The sequence below is a fragment of the Armatimonadota bacterium genome (genome assembly GCA_029907255.1).
Classification (GTDB): Bacteria; Armatimonadota; UBA5829; order DTJY01; family DTJY01; genus JAIMAU01.
This window is the reverse complement of record JARYMF010000001.1, coordinates 193,800-214,783: the sequence shown is the minus strand read 5'-3', so window position 1 is coordinate 214,783 and position 20,984 is coordinate 193,800. Positions and strand designations below refer to the sequence as shown.

Genomic DNA, 20,984 nt, shown 5'->3' with positions numbered 1-20,984 from the left:
AGAATTTGCAAAACCAAGATATTCAGAAACCCCGGAATTTTGCTGTTATCTAATAAAAATACTCCAGTAATCCCCGCTATGCACCGATAATTTGAGTAGAAAGCACCATCTTTTTCTCCTTTCCGGTCTTGCCCCGGTCTGCCGACAACCGGGGTATTTTTTTATGCCCACTTTTTAAAAACGCCCATCTTAATTGACACCACAAGCGTATTATGGTATACCAATTCCAAATGCGCTTGTGGATAACGCGACACTGGAAAGGAGAATAACCGTATGGCGGATAGGATAGACGTAGAGGAACTTTTAAACAAAACTGTAGATTTGAACGCCTCCGATATGCACATGCTCGTAGGAGAGCCTCCCACACTTAGAATCCACGGCAGGCTTCACAGACTCGAGGAATATGGTCCACTCAAGCCAGAGCAAACAGAGCAATTTCTGCAAGATATAGCTACGCCCAGAGCACTAGCTGAGATGGAGGAAGTACAAGGAGCAGACTTTGGTTACACATTCGCCAGAGCTCGCTTTAGAGTCGCAGCCTTTATGCAAAAAGGGACCGTTGCCATCAACATGCGCCTTATTCCATACAAACTACTAACGTTCGAGGAGATTGGGCTTGATACTCGCATTCAGAGGCTACTCTATGCACCACGAGGGTTGATATTGGTAACTGGGCCAACAGGATCTGGTAAAACTACCACGTTGGCAACGATGATAGACTTCATAAACCAACACCGAGACTGCCATATAATAACTATTGAAGACCCAATTGAATATTACCACGAGCCCAAAAAGTCCATTATCTCACAGCGAGAGGTTGGAAACGACGTCCCAAGTTTTGCCGTGGGGGTTGTCAAGGCTCTGCGACAAGACCCAGATGTTATCCTTGTGGGTGAAATGCGAGACCTTGCGACTATTTCAGCAGCGGTTACTGCCGCTGAAACTGGCCACCTTGTATTTTCAACCTTACATACAACCGGAGCAGCTAGAACAGTTGACCGAATTGTAGACGTATTCCCATTTGACCAGCAAGAACAAATCCGAACACAGCTCAGCGGCAACCTCATTGCAGTTATATCGCAACTTCTCCTACCTAGAAAAGACGGCAATGGCCGAGTAGCAGTATTCGAAATCATGATTGCTACTCCGGCAATTCAGCACCTAATCAGAGAGAAAAAGACATATGCCATATTCTCCGCTATCCAAACCGGCCAGCAGCTTGGGATGAAAACACTTGATCATTCGCTCTTCGAGCTTTACTCGAGAGGACTAATAGACAGAAACGAAATGCTTCGTGCTGCTGAAAAACCAGAGGAAATCCTCGAAAAGCTCGGCGAAAGGAAAGCAACAAGGGAAATACAATAGCTGGTAGAATGCCCTTTTAGATTCAAGTGCCTGGCGAGAGTTGAATTGCCAGGCACTTAAATATTTGCACAGCATTCTATGGTGGCGGAATTATAAGCTCGAGGCAGTTGCCATACGACTGCAGCCAGTAACCCCGCCATGGCTCAAATTGAGTTGAGTCTGGCCAATCGTCTGGCAAACCAGCGGTCTTCAGCGAACAGGTTGCAGAGTCCCACCACCACAAAGTAGCTGAAATCCATCCCTCTGATATTGCCTCTTCTATGGAACGCGTCTTGGGCTCAACCGCGTTCGGATTGAATACTTCACAATTGCTTATATCCTGAGGGGTCGTCCACGGATATCCAATGATAGTCCATGGGGACTCTAAAGGAGCCGCTTGCGCCAGCTTAATGTGACGAGCAACCGTAGGCTGAGCACCCATGCATCTGATTGTAGTAGGTTCAGTTGCGTAGTAGAAATACCCTTCGTCAGCGCTGATATTCCCAAACGCCCCAGGATCCCAAGAGCTATACACAACCCATGTAGCTGTGTCCTTATCCCATCGGAAAAGTTTTGAATCTATGTCCTGGTGACGGAAGACTATATGAGGACTTGGATTAGCCGGCTCAAGAGGAATTGAAATCAAATTCCAACCAGGGTTAATTGTACCCTCTGGACTTACTACTTCTTCGGGTGCAATGATTTCCGGCACTGTGACTAATTCGTAACCCCTATTTCTTAGTTCGCTAATGATTGTAGGCATAGCAGCTTCGGTATTGGCCACAGTGCAATGATAAAGCATAATGCACCCATTGGTTGCCGCATTCAGCGTACGATTAATAATCTCCTCCGTTGACGCATTCCATGATGCATCACCACAATCTTCTGTCCAATATATGCTTCTAAAGCCTGCATTAGCCGCTGCAGCCAGAACATGCGAATTGGTATATCCATAAGGTGCTCTAAAATACGAATGCGTATGATGACCCGTAATGCCATACAAGATGTCATCAGTAACGCTCAATTGCCACGCAATCTGTTCGTCGGTACAGTCACGCAAATCCGGATGGTCGTATGTATGATTGCCAATGTGATTACCGTTTGCAGCAATCTGGGCTACTTGCGAGGGTTGTGTTTGAGCAACTAGACCAGTGATAAAGAAAGTGCAGAAAACCTTTTGGTCTTTTAGGAATTGGATTAGACTAGAACGAATTGATGCCGTGCCTGCGTCGAATGTCAGAGCCATTTGGCGGCGAGAAGTATTGCCAATAGATACTTCTGTGAAGTCCTTACCTGGTGTAAGTGCCCAGTCCTCATTTGACGGCGTGGAAACTCGAGTGGCATCATAAGCCCGTACACGATAATAATAGTTTGTCGCCGGGTTCACACTTACATCAGAATAAGTAGTTACCCCTGCATTAACTATGGCTATCTGCTGGAAGAGGCCATTCGGCCCTACCATTCGTTCAATCCTAAAGCCTAATTCATCCGGTGACCTATCAGTCCAAGTAAGGTCGACGCGAGTTTCTGAAATGGGCGTCGCAACAAGGTCGGTTGGTGCTGCAAGGCCAGGAGTCGTAACCAACGCCTCATTCGAATAAGCAGAGTTTCCAGCTTCTTGATAGGCACATACACGGTAGTAGTAAGTTTGACCTGAGCTGAGCCCAGAATCAGTATAGGTTGTCACACCCTCACCAACATTTGCAATAAAAGCGTAAGCACCTCCAGCGATCTTGCGTTCAATACGGAAGCCATATTCATCGTTTGAATTATCCTGCCATTGCAGTTGAACCTGAGTCTCCGACAAGGCAGTTGCCACAAGATTACTCGGTGGATTTGCAGCAGGAGGTGTACCTCTCAAATTGCCATAAACATATCCGTCAAAAGAACCAATAACAACACTTCCATCAGCAGCAATTGCTGGGGATGAGTAACCACTTCCTCTCATTAAGAAGTGCCATTTTTTCGTGCCATTCGAGTTTAAAGCCCAGACATAGCCATCAAATGTACTAAAAATGATCGTGCCATCGGCGGTAACCGCCGGCGAAGATCGAATGTCCGAACCCGTTTCGAAATGCCAGATTTCCGCCCCGGTTGCTTGGTCAAGTGCATACAGCGTGCCATAATTCGAACCTACGTAGACTGTGCCATCAGGACCAATGGCTGGTGAGGAGGTAGTACTGCCATTCTTATAGCCTGCCAAGAACTTCCATATAAGGCTACCATCCGAAGCGTTGATAGCGTAACAATAACCATCATATGCACCAAAAAATATTTTGGAGCCATCTGAACTAATAGCTGGCGAACTAAGAATGCCATCGCCCGCGGAATAATTCCACAAAATGCTGCCATTAGTTGGATTTACTGCATACAATTTCGAATTACTGCTACCAACATATATTTTTCCATCTGGGCCTACCGCCGGCGAAGACATATGCATGTCGCCCAATGTACAGGACCACTTTCTTGTACCGTTTGGATTAAGAGCATAAAGTTTTCCATCCCTCGAGCCAATATATATCGTGCCATCGGGGGCAATAGCAGGAGAACCTGTAATGTCGCCTCCCGTTAAATAGCTCCATTTCAATGTCCCATTTGAATTAAAAGCATACAGCCTATCGCTGTTGCTTCCAATGTAGATTGTTCCGTCGGATGCTATCGCTGGAGATGAACGTGTAGAGGACCCTATGGACGCCGACCATTTAAATGTTCCATTGCTGTTTAGAGCATAAAGCGATGAGGTGCCGCCGATATATATTGTGCCGTCTGGACCTATTGCCGGCGATGAAAGCCCACCACCAACACTATATTTCCAGTAAGTACCACCCGGAGCAGGATCATGGCTCGGGCTCGCACCCGTATGACGAAGGTCATGGCGAAACATCGGCCAAGGGGAGTTTGCCAGCTGTGCCATTGCGCTAGCCGAACAAACAACCAATATTGCAACTAAAAATATCTTAATAGGTTTTACAAAACTTGCTTTTACCATCTTCAAACCATCCCTTTTTCAAAAAATGCAAATACTCTTATGGCTTTGGGATTATAAGATCCAAGCCATTTGTGAAAGATTGAACCCAATATCCACGCCAGGGCTCTAGCTGCGTTGTGTCAGGCCAATCATCCGGCAAACCTACTGTTCGAAGAGAACCACAGGCCGAGTCCCACCACCAAAAAGTGCTCGAAATCCAGCCAGCCGCCGCAGCCTCTGCAATTGGCAGTTCTTTGGGGTCCGTAGCATTTGGATTATTCACCCTGCAGTTGCTTATTGGCTGAGCTATTGAAAACGGATAGCCTATTACCGTCCATTTGACAGGAGATGGCGATGTCTGGGCAAGTTTTATGTGTCGAGCAGCTGAGGGTTGGGCACCGGCGCACTTTATTGTTACCGGCGCGGTGGTATAGAGCCAGTAGCCTTCGTCTGGACTAACGGTACCGAATGTTTCAACATCCCATGAGTCAAAGGAAAAGTAGCTCACAAAATCCTTATCCCACCGGTATAAATTACCGTCAATTTCCACGTTACGAAAAACGACAAGAGGATTGGGGTTGGCAGGCTCGGTAGGAATCGAAATCAGATTCCAGCCAGGGTTTATCAAGCCATTTGGACTTGTGACGACTTCTGGTGCAAGTATCTCAGGAACGGTAACAAGCTCATAGCCTCTATTTCTCAGCTCAGTAATTATAGTTGGCATGGCGATTTCCGTGTTTTCCGGGCTACAATGGTATAACATAATGCAACCATTTCTTGCGTTGCTAAGCGTATTGTTGATAATTTGCTCCACAGTCCAGCCACTATAATCTCCCCCACCCGCTGTGCATGCGATATCTCGATAACCCACGCTTTGCGCAAGCGCAAGTACCCGCGCGTCTCTCTTGAGACTTGGCGCTCTGAAATATGGCCTAGCATGGTGGCCACATATCGAATATAACACGTCATCTGTTTTCGTAAGTTGATAGATAACTTCCTCGTCGCTACAGGTGGTGAGGTCGGGATGGGTGTACGTGTGATTGCCGATGTAGTGCCCATCAACCGCAGCCTGGACAACATTCCATGGCTCAGCTTCGGCCACTTTGCCAGTGATGAAAAATGTACTATAGACTTTATACTGCCTCAAGATATTAAGCAAACCTGGACGGATTGGCGTTACCCCAGCATCAAACGTCAGCGCCATCTGCTTCCTTGAGGTATTGCCCAAAGTTACGTCGGAGAAATCCATACCATGAGTTTGCGCCCATGCTTCGTTAGAGTATATAGAATATCTTACCGCGTCAAAACTCCGTATGCGATAGTAATATGTTTCTGCGCGAGCAAGGCCCGCGTCGGTATAGGACGTCACGTTAGGACCAACAACTGCAATTTGGCGAAAATGTCCGTTTGGACCCGTCATTCGCTCAATCGCAAAGCCCAGCTCGGTTGCAGACCAATCTCTCCAAGTTAGACTTACCTCTGATTCTGATATACCAACTGCTACCAAATCAGTTGGGGCGGCCAATCCAGGCATAGTGACGCACGCTTCGTTTGTGTAGCCAGAGTTGCCGCCCTCCTGATAGGCGCATACCCGATAGCAGTATGTCAAACCACTACCCACGCCAGAATCATCATAAGAGGTAACGCCAGCTCCAACTACTGCTACCAAAGTAAAGTTAAGGTAAGGTGCAAGCCGCCGCTCAATCCTAAAGCCATATTCATTGTTGGAGTTATCTTGCCATTGAAGATGAACCTGGGTTTCAGAAATTACGGTAGCAGTAAGGTTGCTCGGCGGATTGGTGGCGGGAGGTGTTCCCCTCAAACCGCCATACACATAACCATCAGTTGCGCTAACGACAACAGTACCATCTGCAGAAATTGCCGGGGAAGCATATATACCACTTTTGGCAAGAAACCGCCATTTTAGAGTGCCGTTTGGATTGAGAGCATACAGGTAGCCATCCCATGTCCCAAAATATATCGTACCATCCGCACTAACTGCAGGCGACGAGCGAATATCTGACCCTGTTTCAAATCGCCAAATTTCAGTCCCAACCGAAGAAATTGCATGGAGCGTTCCGTAATTCGACCCTATATAGATTGTGCCGTCAGGGGCGATAGCAGGAGAAGACGAAGTGCTTCCAGATTTAAGGGCAATAGGAAATGTCCAAAGCAGTGTGCCGTTTTTGTTAACTGCATAGAGCTTTCGGTCCCACGAAGAAAAATATATAGTGTTTCCATCTGCTGTAATTGCTGGCGAGCTCAAGACTTCGGCACCGGTAGGAAAACGCCATTTTTCAGAACCATCTGGATTGATAGCGTAAAGGTTTTTGTCATAACTGCCTACGTAAATTGTCCCATCAGGCCCGACTGCCGGCGATGAAGTATGTACACTAGTGCCGCACTGCGCCGCCCATTTTAGCGTTCCATTGGGATTTATTGCATACAACTTGCCATCCCTTGAACCAACATAAACAGTTCCATCTGGCCCGATTGCCGGAGAACTTGTTACATCGCCCCCAGTTAGATAACTCCATTTTACGGTGCCGTTGGGATTGACAGCATAGAGCATGTCATTGGTTGAGCCAACATATACTGTTCCGTCTGCCGCTATTGCTGGACTTGAGCGATCTACGGTGCCAATTAAGCATTTCCACTTTAGCCTGCCATCTGGGTACAAAGCATTTAGATACGAACCAGCGGCAATGTAAATAGTGCCATCAGAGCCGACTGCACAAGAGCTGTAACCCCCGCCCGTATAATATTTCCAGAAGGTTGAAGCCATAGGAGGATCATGGATTGGACTTGCACCCGTGTGTCGAAGGTCATGGCGAAACATCGGCCAAGGGGAGTTTGCTAACTGTGAATAGGCAAAATTAGCGAAAAACAACAATAACATGCAACTAACCAGGAAGGGGAGCAACATCTTAGCGTGGTAATATCTTTTGCACATCGCCTAGCTCCTTTTCTTTGAAGGAATTGCTACCCTGCGCCAAGCCTTCCGCGGTATGGTCGAGGGGCACAATAGAAGAAATTGTTTATATATTATTAAACATTTTCTCAGTTTTGTCAAGAGCCGTTGCATGCTTAAACCACTGAGTCATAGTCAAAGCATGCTTGAACGTTTAGTAATAAAAATGGGGCAGAAGCCAAGGCTTCTGCCCTCAAATATTCTGCGACCGCTTTATTCAAAAACAACTGCAAAATCCTCTTATGCCGCCATCCTGTTATCTGCTTTCCTTCTGTCTAATATATTAATGAACAGCTCCACTAGATTCGGGTCGAATTGTGTGCCTGCACACCGCCGCAGCTCTTCCTTTGCTTCATCAGGTGTCATCTTTTTGCCATGCACTCTGTCCGTCATCATTGCATGGTAAGCATCAACAATTGCAATTATGCGAGCTATCAGGGGAATCTCTTCACCCTTTAAACAGTTTGGATAACCGCTACCATCCCAAGCTTCGTGATGATAAAGAATTCCAGGAAGCATTGACTTCAGATGAGGCGACTTTTGAACAATAGCATAGCCTAAGGCCGGATGACTTCTAATGACTCGCTTTTCTTCCTCGGTCAGATCCCCATTCTTCCTCAAAATAGAAGCGGAGATGCCAAGCTTGCCGATGTCATGCAACAAGCTTGCAATCTTTACATCATTTCGTTCTTGTTCCGATAAGCCAAGCGCTTCTGCAAGGGCAACAGCATCTTGCATCACAGCACATGACGTACCAGGTTCTCTCTGCTCCTTTGCATCTACTGCTGCGGCTATGGCCTCGATTGTACTAATATCAGTAGCATGAAGCAGTAGATAAAGTCGGTATGGGTCAGCAGACTTGTCCGTTGAAAAGTCACTACTAAACGCAACTACGCGGTTTCTGCCCATAGACTTCGCCTGGTACATGGCTAAATCAGCAGCCATTATCAAGCCTTCGCGCTCAGTACTGTGGATAGGGTACTGCGCCACCCCCAAGCTGATGGTAACGGGGATGCTTTGACCATCTTTACCAATGAAGCAATGCCTCCTTACAGCTGACCTGAGCCTTTCTGCAACGGCAACAGCCTCAGACGCCTGGGATTCTGGAAGTATAATAGCGAACTCTTCGCCACCATAGCGGCTGACTACGTCAATATCCCGTACCGAGCTAACAAGCAATTTTGCAACTTCTTGGAGCACAACATCACCGAAAGGATGCCCATGCGTATCATTCAGCGCCTTGAAGTGGTCAATATCCAACATAATGATGGAAAGTGGTCGGCCATAACGCTCAGCCCGACTTAACTCCTTTCCTAAGCGCTCCTGAAAATAACGGTGATTATAAAGATCCGTAAGTCCATCAGTGTTAGCACGCTCAATTAGGCGATCTCTGCTTTCTTTAAGAGCCACAACCATATGGTTGAACGCTCCCGCAAGCTCCCCAATTTCATCAGCAGATTTTATAGGTATTGTAACATCTAAATTACCAGAAGAAACAGCTCGAGCCGCTGCGGTAAGCTGCCTTATTGGCCTGCTAATTGCCCTCGCCAATGAGATTGTTCCTACCAACCCGACAAGAAAAGCTACAGCAAAAACGCATAACAATCGCGCTTGCAAACCCTCAATAATCATATCAACCGTCTGAGTGCCAAAACCGACTCCAATCGTGCCCATTTCCCCAGGCTTAATCATTGTCGGAATGTTCACAATTTGGAAGTTTTTACCTCCTGAAAGATCAAGTGTACGCAGGAAGCGTAGAAGGTTTGAAGACTGACGACCAAATAGGTTTTTCTGATTGTAATCCTTAGACAGTCGGCTTTGGGCAAATAGAGTCTTCCCACTTGATTCGCTTATAACTACAAACAAAATGTCAGCATCCGCCTTCATAAATCTCTCAGCAAATGCCCTGTATTTGTTCATATCGCCTACTTCAGTTATAGGAGAAAACGAAAGAGCAAGAATTCTTGAAAGTACTTGGTATTTATCGGTTTTTTGGTCATTGAGAGCTTTTGATTGTTCCGAGATAACTAAATGCCCCACAGCAAGGAGTAATGCAAAAAGCAATCCTGAAGTCAAGATACACAATCTTGACTCAAGATTGCCTTTTAGTTTTAACTTCCTCATACTACCCCCACCAAAACTTACTTGCTTTGCAAAAGCTGATAATCTTTGAACTGTTTAAATTAATTATTGGATTTCTTGGCGAGATTCCTAGGGTGAAACAAGACTAAAAGAAATTGGTTTCCGCTTGTTTTTTCAATATTTGGTGAATATAATGACTAAAAGTCAGCCTCAAAGGGAGGTACTTAGAAATGACAAAACAACCAGTTGTTACATCACGTGCCCCTGCTGCAATTGGTCCTTATTCACAAGCAATTCGAGCCGGCGAGTTTCTATTTATCTCCGGTCAATTAGGGGTCGACCCAGCTACGGGCAGATTTGTAGAGGGAGACACAGCAGCCCAGACAGACCGGGCTTTGCGAAATATTATGAACATTCTCGAGGATTCTGGAGCAACGCTTAACGACGTGGTAAAAACAACAATTTATCTAGCTGATTTGAATGATTTTGCAATCGTAAATGAAGTATATGGTAGATATTTTGATACCGAGCCCCCGGCACGAGCCACCGTTGAAGTCTCCAGATTGCCAAAAGATGCCAAAGTTGAAATCGAAGCGATTGCCTGGTTAGGTCAATAACAAGGAGGGTAATATGCCAGTAATTCGCACGTCTGAAAAGCCAATGGGTGAGGGAAACAGACCTGAGTGGTGCAAAGTTACAAGTGCCGGGATATTCGGCGTCCCTCGAGAAAATGGAAGATTTGATTGCCACTTTCATGACTGCGATGAATATTGGCTTATATTTCAGGGTAAGGCAAAAGTAATGTCCGAAGGGCATGAGTATTATGTCAAACCTGGAGATATTGTTTGCACTCGTGCCGGCGACGAACACGACGTTATAGAAGTTTACGAAGATTTGTGGGCATTTTGGTTTGAGGACGCCACTCCGAAAGGAGGGCGCATTGGCCACCTTCATAAGGATGAAGAAAAAAGCAAAGGCCACCCAGTGCCTGCCAAACCATTGCCAAGTGACTTTCCAACATAAAAAGCGAGAGGTTAAGGAAGAATGGTTTATCAATCTGAGATAAACATCAACACTCGTGAAAGCCACGAAATGCATGATATCACAAGCCAAATTGCAGCAATTGTCCGCGAATCAGGAGTAATCAAGGGCATCGTCAATGTTTTTAATATTGGGAGCACTGGAGCTGTCGGCACGATTGAGTTTGAACCAGGGCTTACCAAAGATTTGCCAGCAATTCTCAACAGGCTGATCCCGCCGAGCCGCGATTACGCCCATGAAAAAACCTGGCACGATGGAAACGGCCACTCGCATCTTCAAGCTACGATTCTCGGACCTTCGCTAACTGTACCAATTGCGGATGGAAAGCTGGTCCTCGGAGCTTGGCAACAGATATTCTTTCTCGAATGCGATATCAAGCCCCGTCGCCGCACAATTTTTGTGACGGTATATGGAGAATAGAGAACCAAATGTCAGTTTACAGACAAAACACTTCAAAGGGGAGCCAGCGGTGCGCATAGCGCTTCTTTTTGGTGTACTTTGTATTATGATGTCCTCACTTGCATCAGGGAACAACGATATCCAAAAGCCCAAAAAATTCATTGGAATGCTTCAAAATGGGAAGCCTTTCATTGCCACCATGTATTACGAACGATATTACAATTTTCCAGATGAATACTACCTAATGGACCGCGACCTAGAGGACATAAAGGCAAGGGGTTGGACAATCGCATTCACCGATTATACCCATCTGTCTTTGAGTGAGGTATGGGACCATTATTACGAAAAAGCAAAAAGCCTGGGTATTTATGTCATGCCAGATCAATGGAATGCTTGCTTCCACGCCGGCGGCCCATTTTTCTCGCGTGTCAAGCTCCCAATAACTGAAACAGGAGGCCCACCCACGGGATTCGCTATTGGCGCTCAGGTGCGGTTCTGCGACCAATCGTTCATTGATGCTATGGTCGAATACCAATCCCAAGTGCTTTCGCGATACATTAACCATCCCGCCTTTCCTCGAATCCTAGGACCGGATGGCAAACATCATCCAGTGATGCTAGTTATATATGAAACCGGCATGGCAGACTATGATGGCCATTGGATAGATTATTCACCAGATACTGCGGAGCAGTTTGTCGAATACCAAAAGAACCGCATTGGCAAAGTCCTCGTTTCCAAGCCACCCATGCCGTCTGAAACAAACAAACAAGAAGCCCTAGTGCTATGGAACGATTTCCGAGCAGAATATCTCTCGAACGGCTGGCGTGCAGTTGCTCGGGGATTAAAAGCAAAGTTTCCAGGACTTTATGCAATGGTCTGCTTTCGCCAACATGGCTTGCTAGAGGGAAGCAAAAGCGGCGTCAACCAAGGAGGCATCGGTAGAAGAGCAATCCGTCCAGAGCTTTGGAGGGACTTTGATATAGTATGCAGCGAACACGACGGCGACGATGGCATCGAATATCTACTTGCAGATGCAGACTTAATAAAATCAGCAGCTGCGGGACGAATTGGCGCTATTGAGTATTATCTCGACTCAGGATACAAAGCCTGGAGTGCACGTCCTGTCGAATTTCACCGCCCGTGGGGACAAGCGGAAATGCTGGGAATAGCATCGCTTCGCTGTCTGCTGCCCCTTCACTATGGATATAATGAACGAGATGATCGTGCAGGTATAGCCAGCATTGGCCGCAGAGAAAAGGATGCCCCACTCTGGCAAGAAAAGACGTGTGCTGAGGCAGCCGAAGCCAACGCAATATTCCAGGAAGTCGCCCCTTACATATACGCTGCTAAGCCAGCTCCTGCCAAAGCAGCTATTGTGATGCCTTATGAAGCATACGCACTCTCCAACGATGACGAACTCTCCCTCGACCGCTGGCTTGTAAAGTTACACAATCTCTTTATTAAGAACGATATTACGGTAGATTGGGTTTTCACAAGTGCAAGGGAAATTGGGCAATACCGTTTTCTTGTTGTTCCAAATGCTCCTTACTCAAAAGATTTTGAGAAAGCAATTAGTCAGGCAGAGAAAAAGGGAACAAAAGTCATCCGGGTGCAATTGAAAGACAACTCATGCCTGAGCAAACTTGAAAAGCAGATAGTATCAAGAATCAGCGAACTGCGAATTTCGCGACTACCTAGACATATGAATGTTGAAACAGGATTATTAATTGGTAATGGGTATGAAATTGATATAGCGGTCAATCATGGACATATTCCTGTTCACTATTCGGAAGTGAGCAATGCGCTCGTGTTTCCAAAAGAAAAGCGCAGGACAAATGTAATAGTACTTCGCCCCCACAGCGCGATATGGATAGTAAGGTCTGCACGCCATTGACAAACCTTATGGCGTATGTTACAGTTGACGCGCTACGATGCTTTTGGCAGGCGGCGTACTTTACGCCCAGAGTCAAACCAACCTGCATGTCTGTTGAAAGGAGTTCACAAGCAGATGCGAGTAACCGTCAAAGGGAAAAACATGGAAGTGACGGACGCCCTGCAGAGGTATGCGGAAAAAAAGATAGAAAAGCTTGGCAAATATTTCAGCGAAATTAAAGAAGCAATCGTCACACAAAGCGTGCAACGCAACTGGCACATCGTCGAGGTTATGCTCGAGGGTGATGGCATAGTTCTCCGAGGCGAAGAGCGCTCAGACAACATGTACGCATCAATAGACCAAGTTGTTGAAAAACTAGAGAAGCAAATCAAGCGATTCAAAGGCAAGCTTTACGACCGTGTGCATGAAGAACCCCCAAAGGAAATAATCAAGCCAGTTGCTGAAGAGGAAGAAGAGGAAGAAATCCTGGAAGAAGAGGAAGAAGAGGCGCCAGAGATTGTGCGAACGAAGAAGTTCGCGCTCAAACCAATGCTTCCCGAGGAAGCCGCGCTACAAATGGAGCTATTAAACCATGATTTCTTCGTGTTTCTCAACGCCGATACAAATGCAATCAACGTCTTGTATAAGCGAAAAGACGGACACTATGGTTTAATTGAACCTGAAGTTTGACATGTAAGAAATTAGGTAGAAGCTTAGCGATAAAGAGCTTTTTATTAAAGAAAACAAATTTACCGCTTCATCCCTATCATGCCTGACGTTGTCTGCCTTGGCGAAGCATTAATAGATTTCATTCCGCTTGAGAGCGGAGTGCCACTAATGGAAGTCACAGCCTTCAAAAAGGCACCCGGTGGCGCCCCCGCCAATGTAGCTGCAGGGCTTTCAAAGCTAGGCAATCCCAGTGCATTCGTAGGCAAAGTTGGCGATGACCCTTTTGGCCACTTCCTTGAAAAAACATTCCGAGAGAATGGCGTTGATACTAGCCGACTGATTTTTGATAAGACAGCGCTTACTGGCCTTGCTTTCGTTGCTCTAAGCGCAGAAGGCGTCCCAGAGTTCATGTTCTACCGCAACCCCAGCGCCGATATGCTGCTTAGACAAGATGAGCTTGACATGCAATTCATCAAATCCGCCAAGGCTTTCCATTTCGGCTCCATAACTCTCATATCCGAACCGTGCAAATCTGCAACCGAAGCAGCAATAAAATGCTCAGTTGAAAGCAACCTTTTAATCTCATACGACCCCAACCTAAGAAAACCCCTTTGGCCAAGTCTAGACCAAGCCAAGAAGCAAATGCTAGCGGCAATGATTTATCCACATGTAGTTAAAGTAAGCGAAGAAGAATTAGCATTTTTGACCAACAAGTCCGACGTATCCGAAGGGGCAAAAGAATTAATTAGCAGTTATCCGAACATTGCCCTCCTAGCGATTACCCTTGGCGCTGAAGGTTGCTATTTCAGAACCACGCGACTTGAAGGATATGAGGCTGCTTTAAAGGTCAAAGTAGTTGACACCACGGGCGCTGGTGACGGTTTCGTTGCTGGAATGCTATCTTGTCTCTTGGCGTTAACCACAAATCCAAACGAGATAGCTAGTCTTGAAAAAGATGAAATCCATAAAATATTTAAGTTTGCAAATGCTGTAGCCGGAATAACAACGACCAAACACGGAGCAATAACTGCGCTCCCCACTCGCGCTGAGGTCGAAGCAATCATTAAACAATATTGTTTATAAGAAGGTTGCCATAGACCTATATTTGATAGTCTAATTGCATCTGGCAGAACACTTTTGCAAAAGTAATTTCTTCATAACGAGAACAATACTTGCCAAAAATCGGATATATCCGCTAAACTATTTAGGAACTAATTATCCGCTTCCAACTCAGAGCAAACGAACTTAAGAAGCTCTGAGTAAAACTAAGCTATAAGGAGTTAAGGTAAATTATGATTGTCACAACAAAAGAACTTTTCCAACACGCATATGGCAAGTATGCCCTTGGCGCCTACAACATCAACAACGCTGAGCAGACGATGGGCCTTTTTAGGGGCAACATAAACTCCAAAGCCCCGTTCATTATTCAAATTTCGAAGGGCGCAAGGTCATACACCCACAAGCTCTTGCTTGAAGCCATGATTCGTGCAGCAAACGAAATCTTCCCTGAGGCAATTTTTGCAGTTCATCTTGATCACGGCGATGAAGAGACATGCTATGATTGCATAGAATCTGGCTTCTACTCTTCGGTAATGATTGATGCAAGCCACCTACCATTCGAAGATAATGTAGCTGTCACCAAGCGAGTTGTAGAAGCAGCCCACGCAAAGGGCATCAGCGTTGAGGCTGAGCTCGGCCAATTGGGTGGAGTAGAAGAAGACATCAGTGTTGACGAAGCGAAAGCCCATTTAACCGACCCGAAGCAAGCAGCCGAATTTATCGAGCGGACTGGCTGCGATAGCCTAGCATGCGCAATTGGCACAAGCCATGGAGCCTTTAAGTTCTCGGGCACCCAAAGGCTCCACTTCGAGGTCATCGAAGCAATACAGAAGCTAGTTCCCGGCTTCCCATTGGTTTTACATGGTTCATCCTCTGTACCTCAGGAAGAAGTAGAGCGAATCAACGCAGCTGGTGGAGCGTTAAAAGGAGCAAAAGGCGTAGACCCAAGCCAATATTTACCAGCAGCCAAGCTAGGCGTATGTAAGATTAACATTGACACTGACGGCCGACTGGTATGGACAAGGGTGCACCGGGAGTTCTTCCGCGACCATCCTGAGGTCTTCGACTTTCGCCCAATTGGCAAGATTTTCATGGAAGAGTACGCCAAATTCATAGCTAGCCGAAACGAGCTTCTGGGCTCTGCTGGCCAGCTGGAAGCCGTACGCGAAGCTTTGAAAAAGTAAACTCATGGCTCAGAGAGATTACGGGGAGAGGGAAATGGAACTCCTGGGCGAGGTTATTCGCTCAGGACAGCTTGGAGCGCTGAATGGGCCTTTTACCACGCGCTTTGAAGCCGAATTCGCCGCGATGATTGGCGCGAAGTTTGGCGTAGCAATGAACTGCGCCATGAGTGTGCTACACGCGTCGGTCATATGTGCAGATGCAGGAGCAGGAACCGAAGTAATCTGTGACCCTGTGTTTATATTTGGGGCGCTAGCTAGTCTTTATAACAACGCAATCCCCAAATTTGTTGACATAGACCCGGACAGACATACTCTCGATCCATCGAAGCTGGAAGAGGCAATCAACGAGCGAACAAGAGCTGTTATTGTGACACATGCCTGGGGCCTCCCAGCGGACATGGACCCAATCATGGAAATTGCGCGCCGGCATAATCTTCTTGTGATTGAAGACATTGCCCACGCTATTCTAGCAAAATACAAAGGCCGGTACACGGGAACACTTGGAGATATAGGCTCATTCAGCTTCCAAGCAAGCAAGCAGATGTCGCTTGGCGATGGCGGAATGGCAACAACAAACAATGAGGAGCTAGCCAAGAAGCTTGATCTCCACGCCGGCGCGCCAACGTTTTATTCGGTCGCATACGGCTTGCATTATAACTATCGAATGAATGAGCTGACATCTGCTGTTGGAATTGCGCAGTTAGAGAAACTCCCCAAACTCATAGAAGGTCTAAAGGCAAACGCAAAGTACTTCGACCAAGCTATCGCTGATTGCAAATGGCTTTCGCCACAATGCGCACCGAACGCCGAGTCCACATACCATTTCTGGGCAGCTAATTTTAGGGGCGAAGAGTATGGCCTCAGCCTGGAAGAATTCCGCAAGGCAATTGAGGAGTCAAAATGCGGAATAAATTTGGGTTATACAGGGATGCCAGCATATAAACATCCAGTAATAAAAGACCGCCTTGCCCATGCGTTTCACTGTGGTAGCGTGAAGGAAAAGGTCGAGTACCCAGATGGCCTCTGCCCAATTGCAGAAAAGGTTATACCACGAATGGTTTTAGCCTACACCCTAGTACCTGAGGACACTGCCAAAGCCTCGGCTGAAAAGTTACATACTGTAATCGAGAAACTACAAGGCTAAGCAATCACTCCTGCGCCAATGACTTGGAGAAAGGCAGAATGGACCTCCTAAAAGCCGCTTATGTTATTGACGAGGCACAATGGGAGAAAACAAACGGTGAAGGCAAAACCTACTGGTGGGCCTATATCGAAGAGATACTAGATCGCATAGGACTAACTGCCGAAAAAGTCCATGCTGCCGACCTTCCAACAAAACTCCATGACTTCAGCACACTTTTCATAGGCAACATTGATGCTAGCAGCCTAGCTTCTAATCTTGATGCGTGGGTTCGCAATGGCGGGACACTTTTTGCATGTGGAACCAGTGGGCTGGATGGCATATGCGGAAACAGATTCATTAGGCAAATTCCACAGTCGAACGACGAATTCTCAATAACTGGTGAACTTCACTTAACCAAAGGCATACATAAAGAAATTCGCTTTCCAATATATGTCGGAAAGCCCCTTCTTCTTGCTGGTGCAATTCGTCTAGTCAATGCTGAGAGCTCCACTGTGATTGCCACCACCCAAAATCACGCCGTCATAACAAGCCAAAAATACGGAGATGGTTGGGCTTTTTATTTTGGATTTGACCTTGCAAAAACGTTCTGGGTGATTCAACAAGGGAGACCGGTGGATTCGGATTACGACGGTGATGGATATCTTCGCACCGGAGATGCATTGGTTACTGGAGATTATGAACCAGAAATCCCATATACAGATGAACTGATGATTCTCCTTGAGCGTTTTGTAGGGTTATCAGGCATTCCTCTTATCCACCGTCTTCCGCCCGTTAACGATAAAATCCCCGATGTTTTGTTATTTTATGGTGGGGATGATGAAGGTAGTACCGGCGTTCAAATTCCAGCTGCCGAGTTTATGGCAAGTCGGAAACTTCCATATCATATCAATTGTATGCTCCTCGACGGAAAATACGGCTTGAATCCTGGCGAAATTCGTCGCCTCGACGAATTGGGCACCGAGCTTGCTCCTCACTTTGACTTCATTAATGGCTTCGCTCACCCAACTGGATTTTCTCGTGAGGACGTTCTAACACAAACAAAAGCCTTCATTAAGCATTTTAACAGACAGCCTTTTACATCAAACTGCCACTGGTGCCGATGGACAAGTTACCATGAACCAGCTCTTTGGTTAAGCGAAGCAGGCATACGAGGCGACAACTCATTCGTTCATAGGCGACTTGATGTACTCAACCCAACAAACACTATTGGCTTTGCGTTCGGCACGGCGTTTCCTTTCAATATATATGCCAATCATGCCTATGGCAACCGACGAACTGGTGTAGTTGAGCTCCCAATTACTGCCTATGAAGTTGGATACACCGCTGGCGGCACCGACTTTCCAACGCTTGAACGAGCACTAAAACTTGCCATCCACTATGGCTCTACAATGAACTTCTTTTATCATCCCGTATATATTTCCCAGCAAAAAACTTGTCGCAATGCAATCGACAGGCTGCTCTCATTGATTAAAGAATGGGGAATCACGCCGGTGCATTCTACACCCGATGCACTTGCGAAATGGTGGATAGACCGCAACGACAGCCAGATCAAAGACATCAGGAAAACAGACGGCAAGGAAACATTTACCATTCAAACGCCTTCCGAGTTGGGATGTATTGTAAAACTAAGATATTTCGGAGCTCCACCTAGTATCTCTCTTCCTTATCGCACTATCAAGCTGGATAAACAATCTAGCTGGCTAATGATTGCTGTCCCCCCAGGCGAAACAAGGGTTGAAATTAAATTTGAATAATAACTTCGATTAGGAGTAGTTTATGCAAGTCATTCTAGAAAAAGAACCCTTTGAAAACAACAGCGCACACTGGATGAGGCGTGGCGATTGGCCCGCCAAGTGGATAAGCCACCCAGCAGTACGAGGCACAGAACCATCCGTCACCGCTTTTCGCAAAGAGTTCAATTTAACAAAAAGGACAAAACTTCGCATTCATGTGAGCGCCGACGAAAGATATGAGCTATTCCTTGATGGCAGGCATATTGGGCGTGGACCACAGCGCGGTGACCGCGAAAATTGGTTCTATGAAACCTATGATCTTGATATCCCAGCTGGCAAACACATGGTTGTTGCCAAAACGTGGTGGCTTGGTCCAAATGGACCTTCCCCATATGCCCAGCACACAGTTCGGCCTGGTTTTCTGCTCGCCGCTGAAGGTGTGGATGAGAAACTTATAAACACAGGCTTAGCACGTTGGGAATGCAAAAGGCTTGGTGGACACAAGTTTATTAATCCCGGCATGGCATGGGGCACTGGTGCAAAGTTAAATATCGTCGGCTCAGACTTCCCATGGGGCTTTGAAAAGGGTGAAGGAGATGACTGGACCCAAGCTGAGGTCGTTGGCGAAGCAGCGAACGCCTCAACGGCAAATGAATTTCCACCCATTTGGATGCTTCGACCTGCTATGCTTCCAGCAATGCTCGAAGAGTATATAACGGTGGGAGTTGTGCGCCATATCGAAGCAGTTGCCACTGAAGATACGCGCCCAATTCAAGTGAAGGCGGATAAACACCTTGTGCATGAAGCAGAAGGATGGAATCGGCTTCTAGAAGGAAAAATGACGCTCACAATTGCCCCAAATAGTATGCGGCGCATAATTATTGACCTTGGCAATTACTACTGCGCATACCCTGTCTTGGTCACCACAGGCGGCAAAGGTTCAAAAGTTCGAATCCTATGGGCAGAAGCACTTTATGAAAAGCCCGAAGGCGGACCAAAAGGGAACCGAGATGTCGTGGAAAACAAGTATTTCATCGGCGTCGGCGACATATTCGAACCAGACGGCGGCTCGAAACGCGAGTTTTCAACGCTTTGGTGGGAAGCCGGCAGATATCTCGAAGTGCTTGTTTCCACAGCAGATGAACCATTGACTATCGAGAAATTAGGCATCCGCGAAACCCATTACCCCTATGAAATGCAAATGGAGTTTGCATCTGCCGACCCACGCCTAGAAGAAGTTGTCCCCATTGCCCGACGAGCACTCGAAATGTGCTCACATGAAACATATATGGATTGCCCCTACTATGAACAACTTCAGTATGTTGGCGATGTCCGTCTTCAAGTCCTAGCCACATACACATTTACACGGGATGACCGCCTTCCAAGAAAGGCAATTTTGCAATTTGATCAATCACGAAAAATTTCAGGAATTACTCAATCCCGTTATCCAAGCCGCATAATGCAAATTATACCGCCATTCTCTCTGTGGTGGATTGGCATGGTCCATGACTATGCCATGTGGCGGGATGACATTGAATTTGTCCGCGACCGCATGCCAGGTGTCCGTGCGGTGCTCGATGCTTTTAGACGCTGGGTAAACAATGACAACCTTTTGGAGGCACCGAATGGATGGAACTTCATGGACTGGGTGCCTAGCTGGGGAAATGGAATACCTCCCGATGGCGACAAAGGCGTGAGCGGCGTTATAAATTGGCAATTCATTCTCATTCTCGGCCTTGCGGCAGAACTCGAAGAAATGCTTGGTGAAACAGAGCTTGCCAAGCGAAATCAAAAACTTGCATATCAGGTTAGGAAATCTGCCGAAGAGGCATTCTGGCACCAAGACCGAGGAATTTTTGCAGATAATTTGGCAAAAACTCGGTTTAGTGAGCACACCCAATGCTTGGCTCTTCTATCGGGAAATATTGACGAATCAAAACGCAATAGTGTTATCCATGGGCTACTTCACGACCCCGATCTCGAGCGCACAACGATATACTTCACTCATTATTTGTTCGAGACTTACCGTCTTATTCGCCGCATGGACCGATTTTTTGAACGCATGAGCCTATGGTTCGACTTAAAACGTCTAGGTTTTAAAACAACTTTTGAGCATCCTGAGCCAAGCCGTTCTGACTGCCACGCCTGGGGTGCTCACCCAATATATCATTATTTCGCTTCGGTGCTTGGAATTCGTCCTGCGGAATCAGGCTTTAGGAAAGTAAGGATTGAGCCACAAATTTGGCCACTTACCTGGGCAAAGGGCAAATTACCTCATCCAAAGGGCTTTATTTCGGTTGACCTCACAATAAAAGACAACAAACTTTATGGCTCAATTGAATTGCCAGAGGACACATTTGGAACGCTTACATATAGCGGCATGACTTTGGATCTCAAACCTGGGAAGCAGGAGATTTAGTGCCGCTTAAAATCATTCTTCCGAATGCAATGGTAATACTCTTTGCCAACAAACCTTGACCACCTGCGCCGATTCTGCTAGACTCTGCCGAGTAAACA

The 20,984-nt window shown here is 46.5% G+C and carries 14 protein-coding genes; 11 read left to right on the top strand and 3 right to left on the bottom strand.

What is annotated here, in order from left to right; all coding sequences use genetic code 11:
* Window positions 1–273: 273 nt before the first annotated feature.
* On the top strand, window positions 274–1,365 hold the full coding sequence (locus QHH26_00825; protein ID MDH7480500.1) for a type IV pilus twitching motility protein PilT: 1,092 nt from the start codon (window positions 274–276) through the stop codon (window positions 1,363–1,365).
* A gap of 76 nt (window positions 1,366–1,441) precedes the next feature.
* Here QHH26_00825 and QHH26_00820 read toward each other — a convergent pair whose 3' ends face one another.
* The 3 genes from QHH26_00820 to QHH26_00810 form a co-directional block, all read right to left on the bottom strand.
* Complete coding sequence (locus QHH26_00820; GenBank protein ID MDH7480499.1) at window positions 1,442–4,333, bottom strand: PQQ-binding-like beta-propeller repeat protein; 2,892 nt, start codon at window positions 4,331–4,333, stop codon at window positions 1,442–1,444.
* 37 nt (window positions 4,334–4,370) lie between these two features.
* Window positions 4,371–7,151, bottom strand: coding sequence for a PQQ-binding-like beta-propeller repeat protein (locus QHH26_00815; protein MDH7480498.1), 2,781 nt, complete (start codon window positions 7,149–7,151; stop codon window positions 4,371–4,373).
* A gap of 372 nt (window positions 7,152–7,523) precedes the next feature.
* The gene (locus QHH26_00810; protein MDH7480497.1) at window positions 7,524–9,407 is read right to left on the bottom strand and encodes a diguanylate cyclase; all 1,884 of its coding nucleotides are present in this window, start codon (window positions 9,405–9,407) and stop codon (window positions 7,524–7,526) included.
* Window positions 9,408–9,595: 188 nt separating this feature from the next.
* On the opposite strand from QHH26_00810, the gene QHH26_00805 reads away from it, so the two are divergent.
* The 10 genes from QHH26_00805 to QHH26_00760 all read left to right on the top strand — a co-directional run bounded on the left by QHH26_00805 (window position 9,596) and on the right by QHH26_00760 (window position 20,886).
* Complete coding sequence (locus QHH26_00805; protein ID MDH7480496.1) at window positions 9,596–9,982, top strand: RidA family protein; 387 nt, start codon at window positions 9,596–9,598, stop codon at window positions 9,980–9,982.
* Window positions 9,983–9,995: 13 nt separating this feature from the next.
* Window positions 9,996–10,388, top strand: a complete 393-nt coding sequence (locus QHH26_00800) for a cupin domain-containing protein (GenBank protein ID MDH7480495.1) — start codon at window positions 9,996–9,998, stop codon at window positions 10,386–10,388.
* Between the two features lie 21 nt (window positions 10,389–10,409).
* The gene (locus QHH26_00795; protein ID MDH7480494.1) at window positions 10,410–10,826 is read left to right on the top strand and encodes a secondary thiamine-phosphate synthase enzyme YjbQ; all 417 of its coding nucleotides are present in this window, start codon (window positions 10,410–10,412) and stop codon (window positions 10,824–10,826) included.
* Window positions 10,827–10,875: 49 nt separating this feature from the next.
* Window positions 10,876–12,699, top strand: coding sequence for a hypothetical protein (locus tag QHH26_00790; GenBank protein MDH7480493.1), 1,824 nt, complete (start codon window positions 10,876–10,878; stop codon window positions 12,697–12,699).
* A gap of 114 nt (window positions 12,700–12,813) precedes the next feature.
* On the top strand, window positions 12,814–13,368 hold the full coding sequence (gene raiA / locus QHH26_00785) for a ribosome-associated translation inhibitor RaiA (protein MDH7480492.1): 555 nt from the start codon (window positions 12,814–12,816) through the stop codon (window positions 13,366–13,368).
* A gap of 78 nt (window positions 13,369–13,446) precedes the next feature.
* On the top strand, window positions 13,447–14,430 hold the full coding sequence (locus QHH26_00780) for a PfkB family carbohydrate kinase (GenBank protein MDH7480491.1): 984 nt from the start codon (window positions 13,447–13,449) through the stop codon (window positions 14,428–14,430).
* A 209-nt stretch (window positions 14,431–14,639) separates the two neighbouring features.
* Complete coding sequence (locus tag QHH26_00775; GenBank protein ID MDH7480490.1) at window positions 14,640–15,590, top strand: ketose-bisphosphate aldolase; 951 nt, start codon at window positions 14,640–14,642, stop codon at window positions 15,588–15,590.
* Window positions 15,591–15,624: 34 nt separating this feature from the next.
* Window positions 15,625–16,734, top strand: a complete 1,110-nt coding sequence (locus tag QHH26_00770; protein ID MDH7480489.1) for a DegT/DnrJ/EryC1/StrS family aminotransferase — start codon at window positions 15,625–15,627, stop codon at window positions 16,732–16,734.
* Between the two features lie 38 nt (window positions 16,735–16,772).
* The gene (locus QHH26_00765) at window positions 16,773–18,488 is read left to right on the top strand and encodes a hypothetical protein (GenBank protein MDH7480488.1); all 1,716 of its coding nucleotides are present in this window, start codon (window positions 16,773–16,775) and stop codon (window positions 18,486–18,488) included.
* Between the two features lie 22 nt (window positions 18,489–18,510).
* Window positions 18,511–20,886, top strand: coding sequence for an alpha-L-rhamnosidase C-terminal domain-containing protein (locus QHH26_00760; GenBank protein MDH7480487.1), 2,376 nt, complete (start codon window positions 18,511–18,513; stop codon window positions 20,884–20,886).
* Window positions 20,887–20,984 lie beyond the last annotated feature (98 nt).

Excerpts from the sequence above, each read along its gene's own strand:
- QHH26_00825 (MDH7480500.1), top strand. The coding sequence starts at position 274 with ATGGCGGATAGGATAGACGTAGAGGAACTTTTAAACAAAACTGTAGAT.
- QHH26_00820 (MDH7480499.1), bottom strand. The coding sequence starts at position 4,333 with ATGGTAAAAGCAAGTTTTGTAAAACCTATTAAGATATTTTTAGTTGCA.
- QHH26_00815 (MDH7480498.1), bottom strand. The coding sequence starts at position 7,151 with ATGTTTCGCCATGACCTTCGACACACGGGTGCAAGTCCAATCCATGAT.
- QHH26_00810 (MDH7480497.1), bottom strand. The coding sequence starts at position 9,407 with ATGAGGAAGTTAAAACTAAAAGGCAATCTTGAGTCAAGATTGTGTATC.
- QHH26_00805 (MDH7480496.1), top strand. The coding sequence starts at position 9,596 with ATGACAAAACAACCAGTTGTTACATCACGTGCCCCTGCTGCAATTGGT.
- QHH26_00800 (MDH7480495.1), top strand. The coding sequence starts at position 9,996 with ATGCCAGTAATTCGCACGTCTGAAAAGCCAATGGGTGAGGGAAACAGA.
- QHH26_00795 (MDH7480494.1), top strand. The coding sequence starts at position 10,410 with ATGGTTTATCAATCTGAGATAAACATCAACACTCGTGAAAGCCACGAA.
- raiA (MDH7480492.1), top strand. The coding sequence starts at position 12,814 with ATGCGAGTAACCGTCAAAGGGAAAAACATGGAAGTGACGGACGCCCTG.
- QHH26_00780 (MDH7480491.1), top strand. The coding sequence starts at position 13,447 with ATGCCTGACGTTGTCTGCCTTGGCGAAGCATTAATAGATTTCATTCCG.
- QHH26_00775 (MDH7480490.1), top strand. The coding sequence starts at position 14,640 with ATGATTGTCACAACAAAAGAACTTTTCCAACACGCATATGGCAAGTAT.
- QHH26_00770 (MDH7480489.1), top strand. The coding sequence starts at position 15,625 with ATGGAACTCCTGGGCGAGGTTATTCGCTCAGGACAGCTTGGAGCGCTG.
- QHH26_00765 (MDH7480488.1), top strand. The coding sequence starts at position 16,773 with ATGGACCTCCTAAAAGCCGCTTATGTTATTGACGAGGCACAATGGGAG.
- QHH26_00760 (MDH7480487.1), top strand. The coding sequence starts at position 18,511 with ATGCAAGTCATTCTAGAAAAAGAACCCTTTGAAAACAACAGCGCACAC.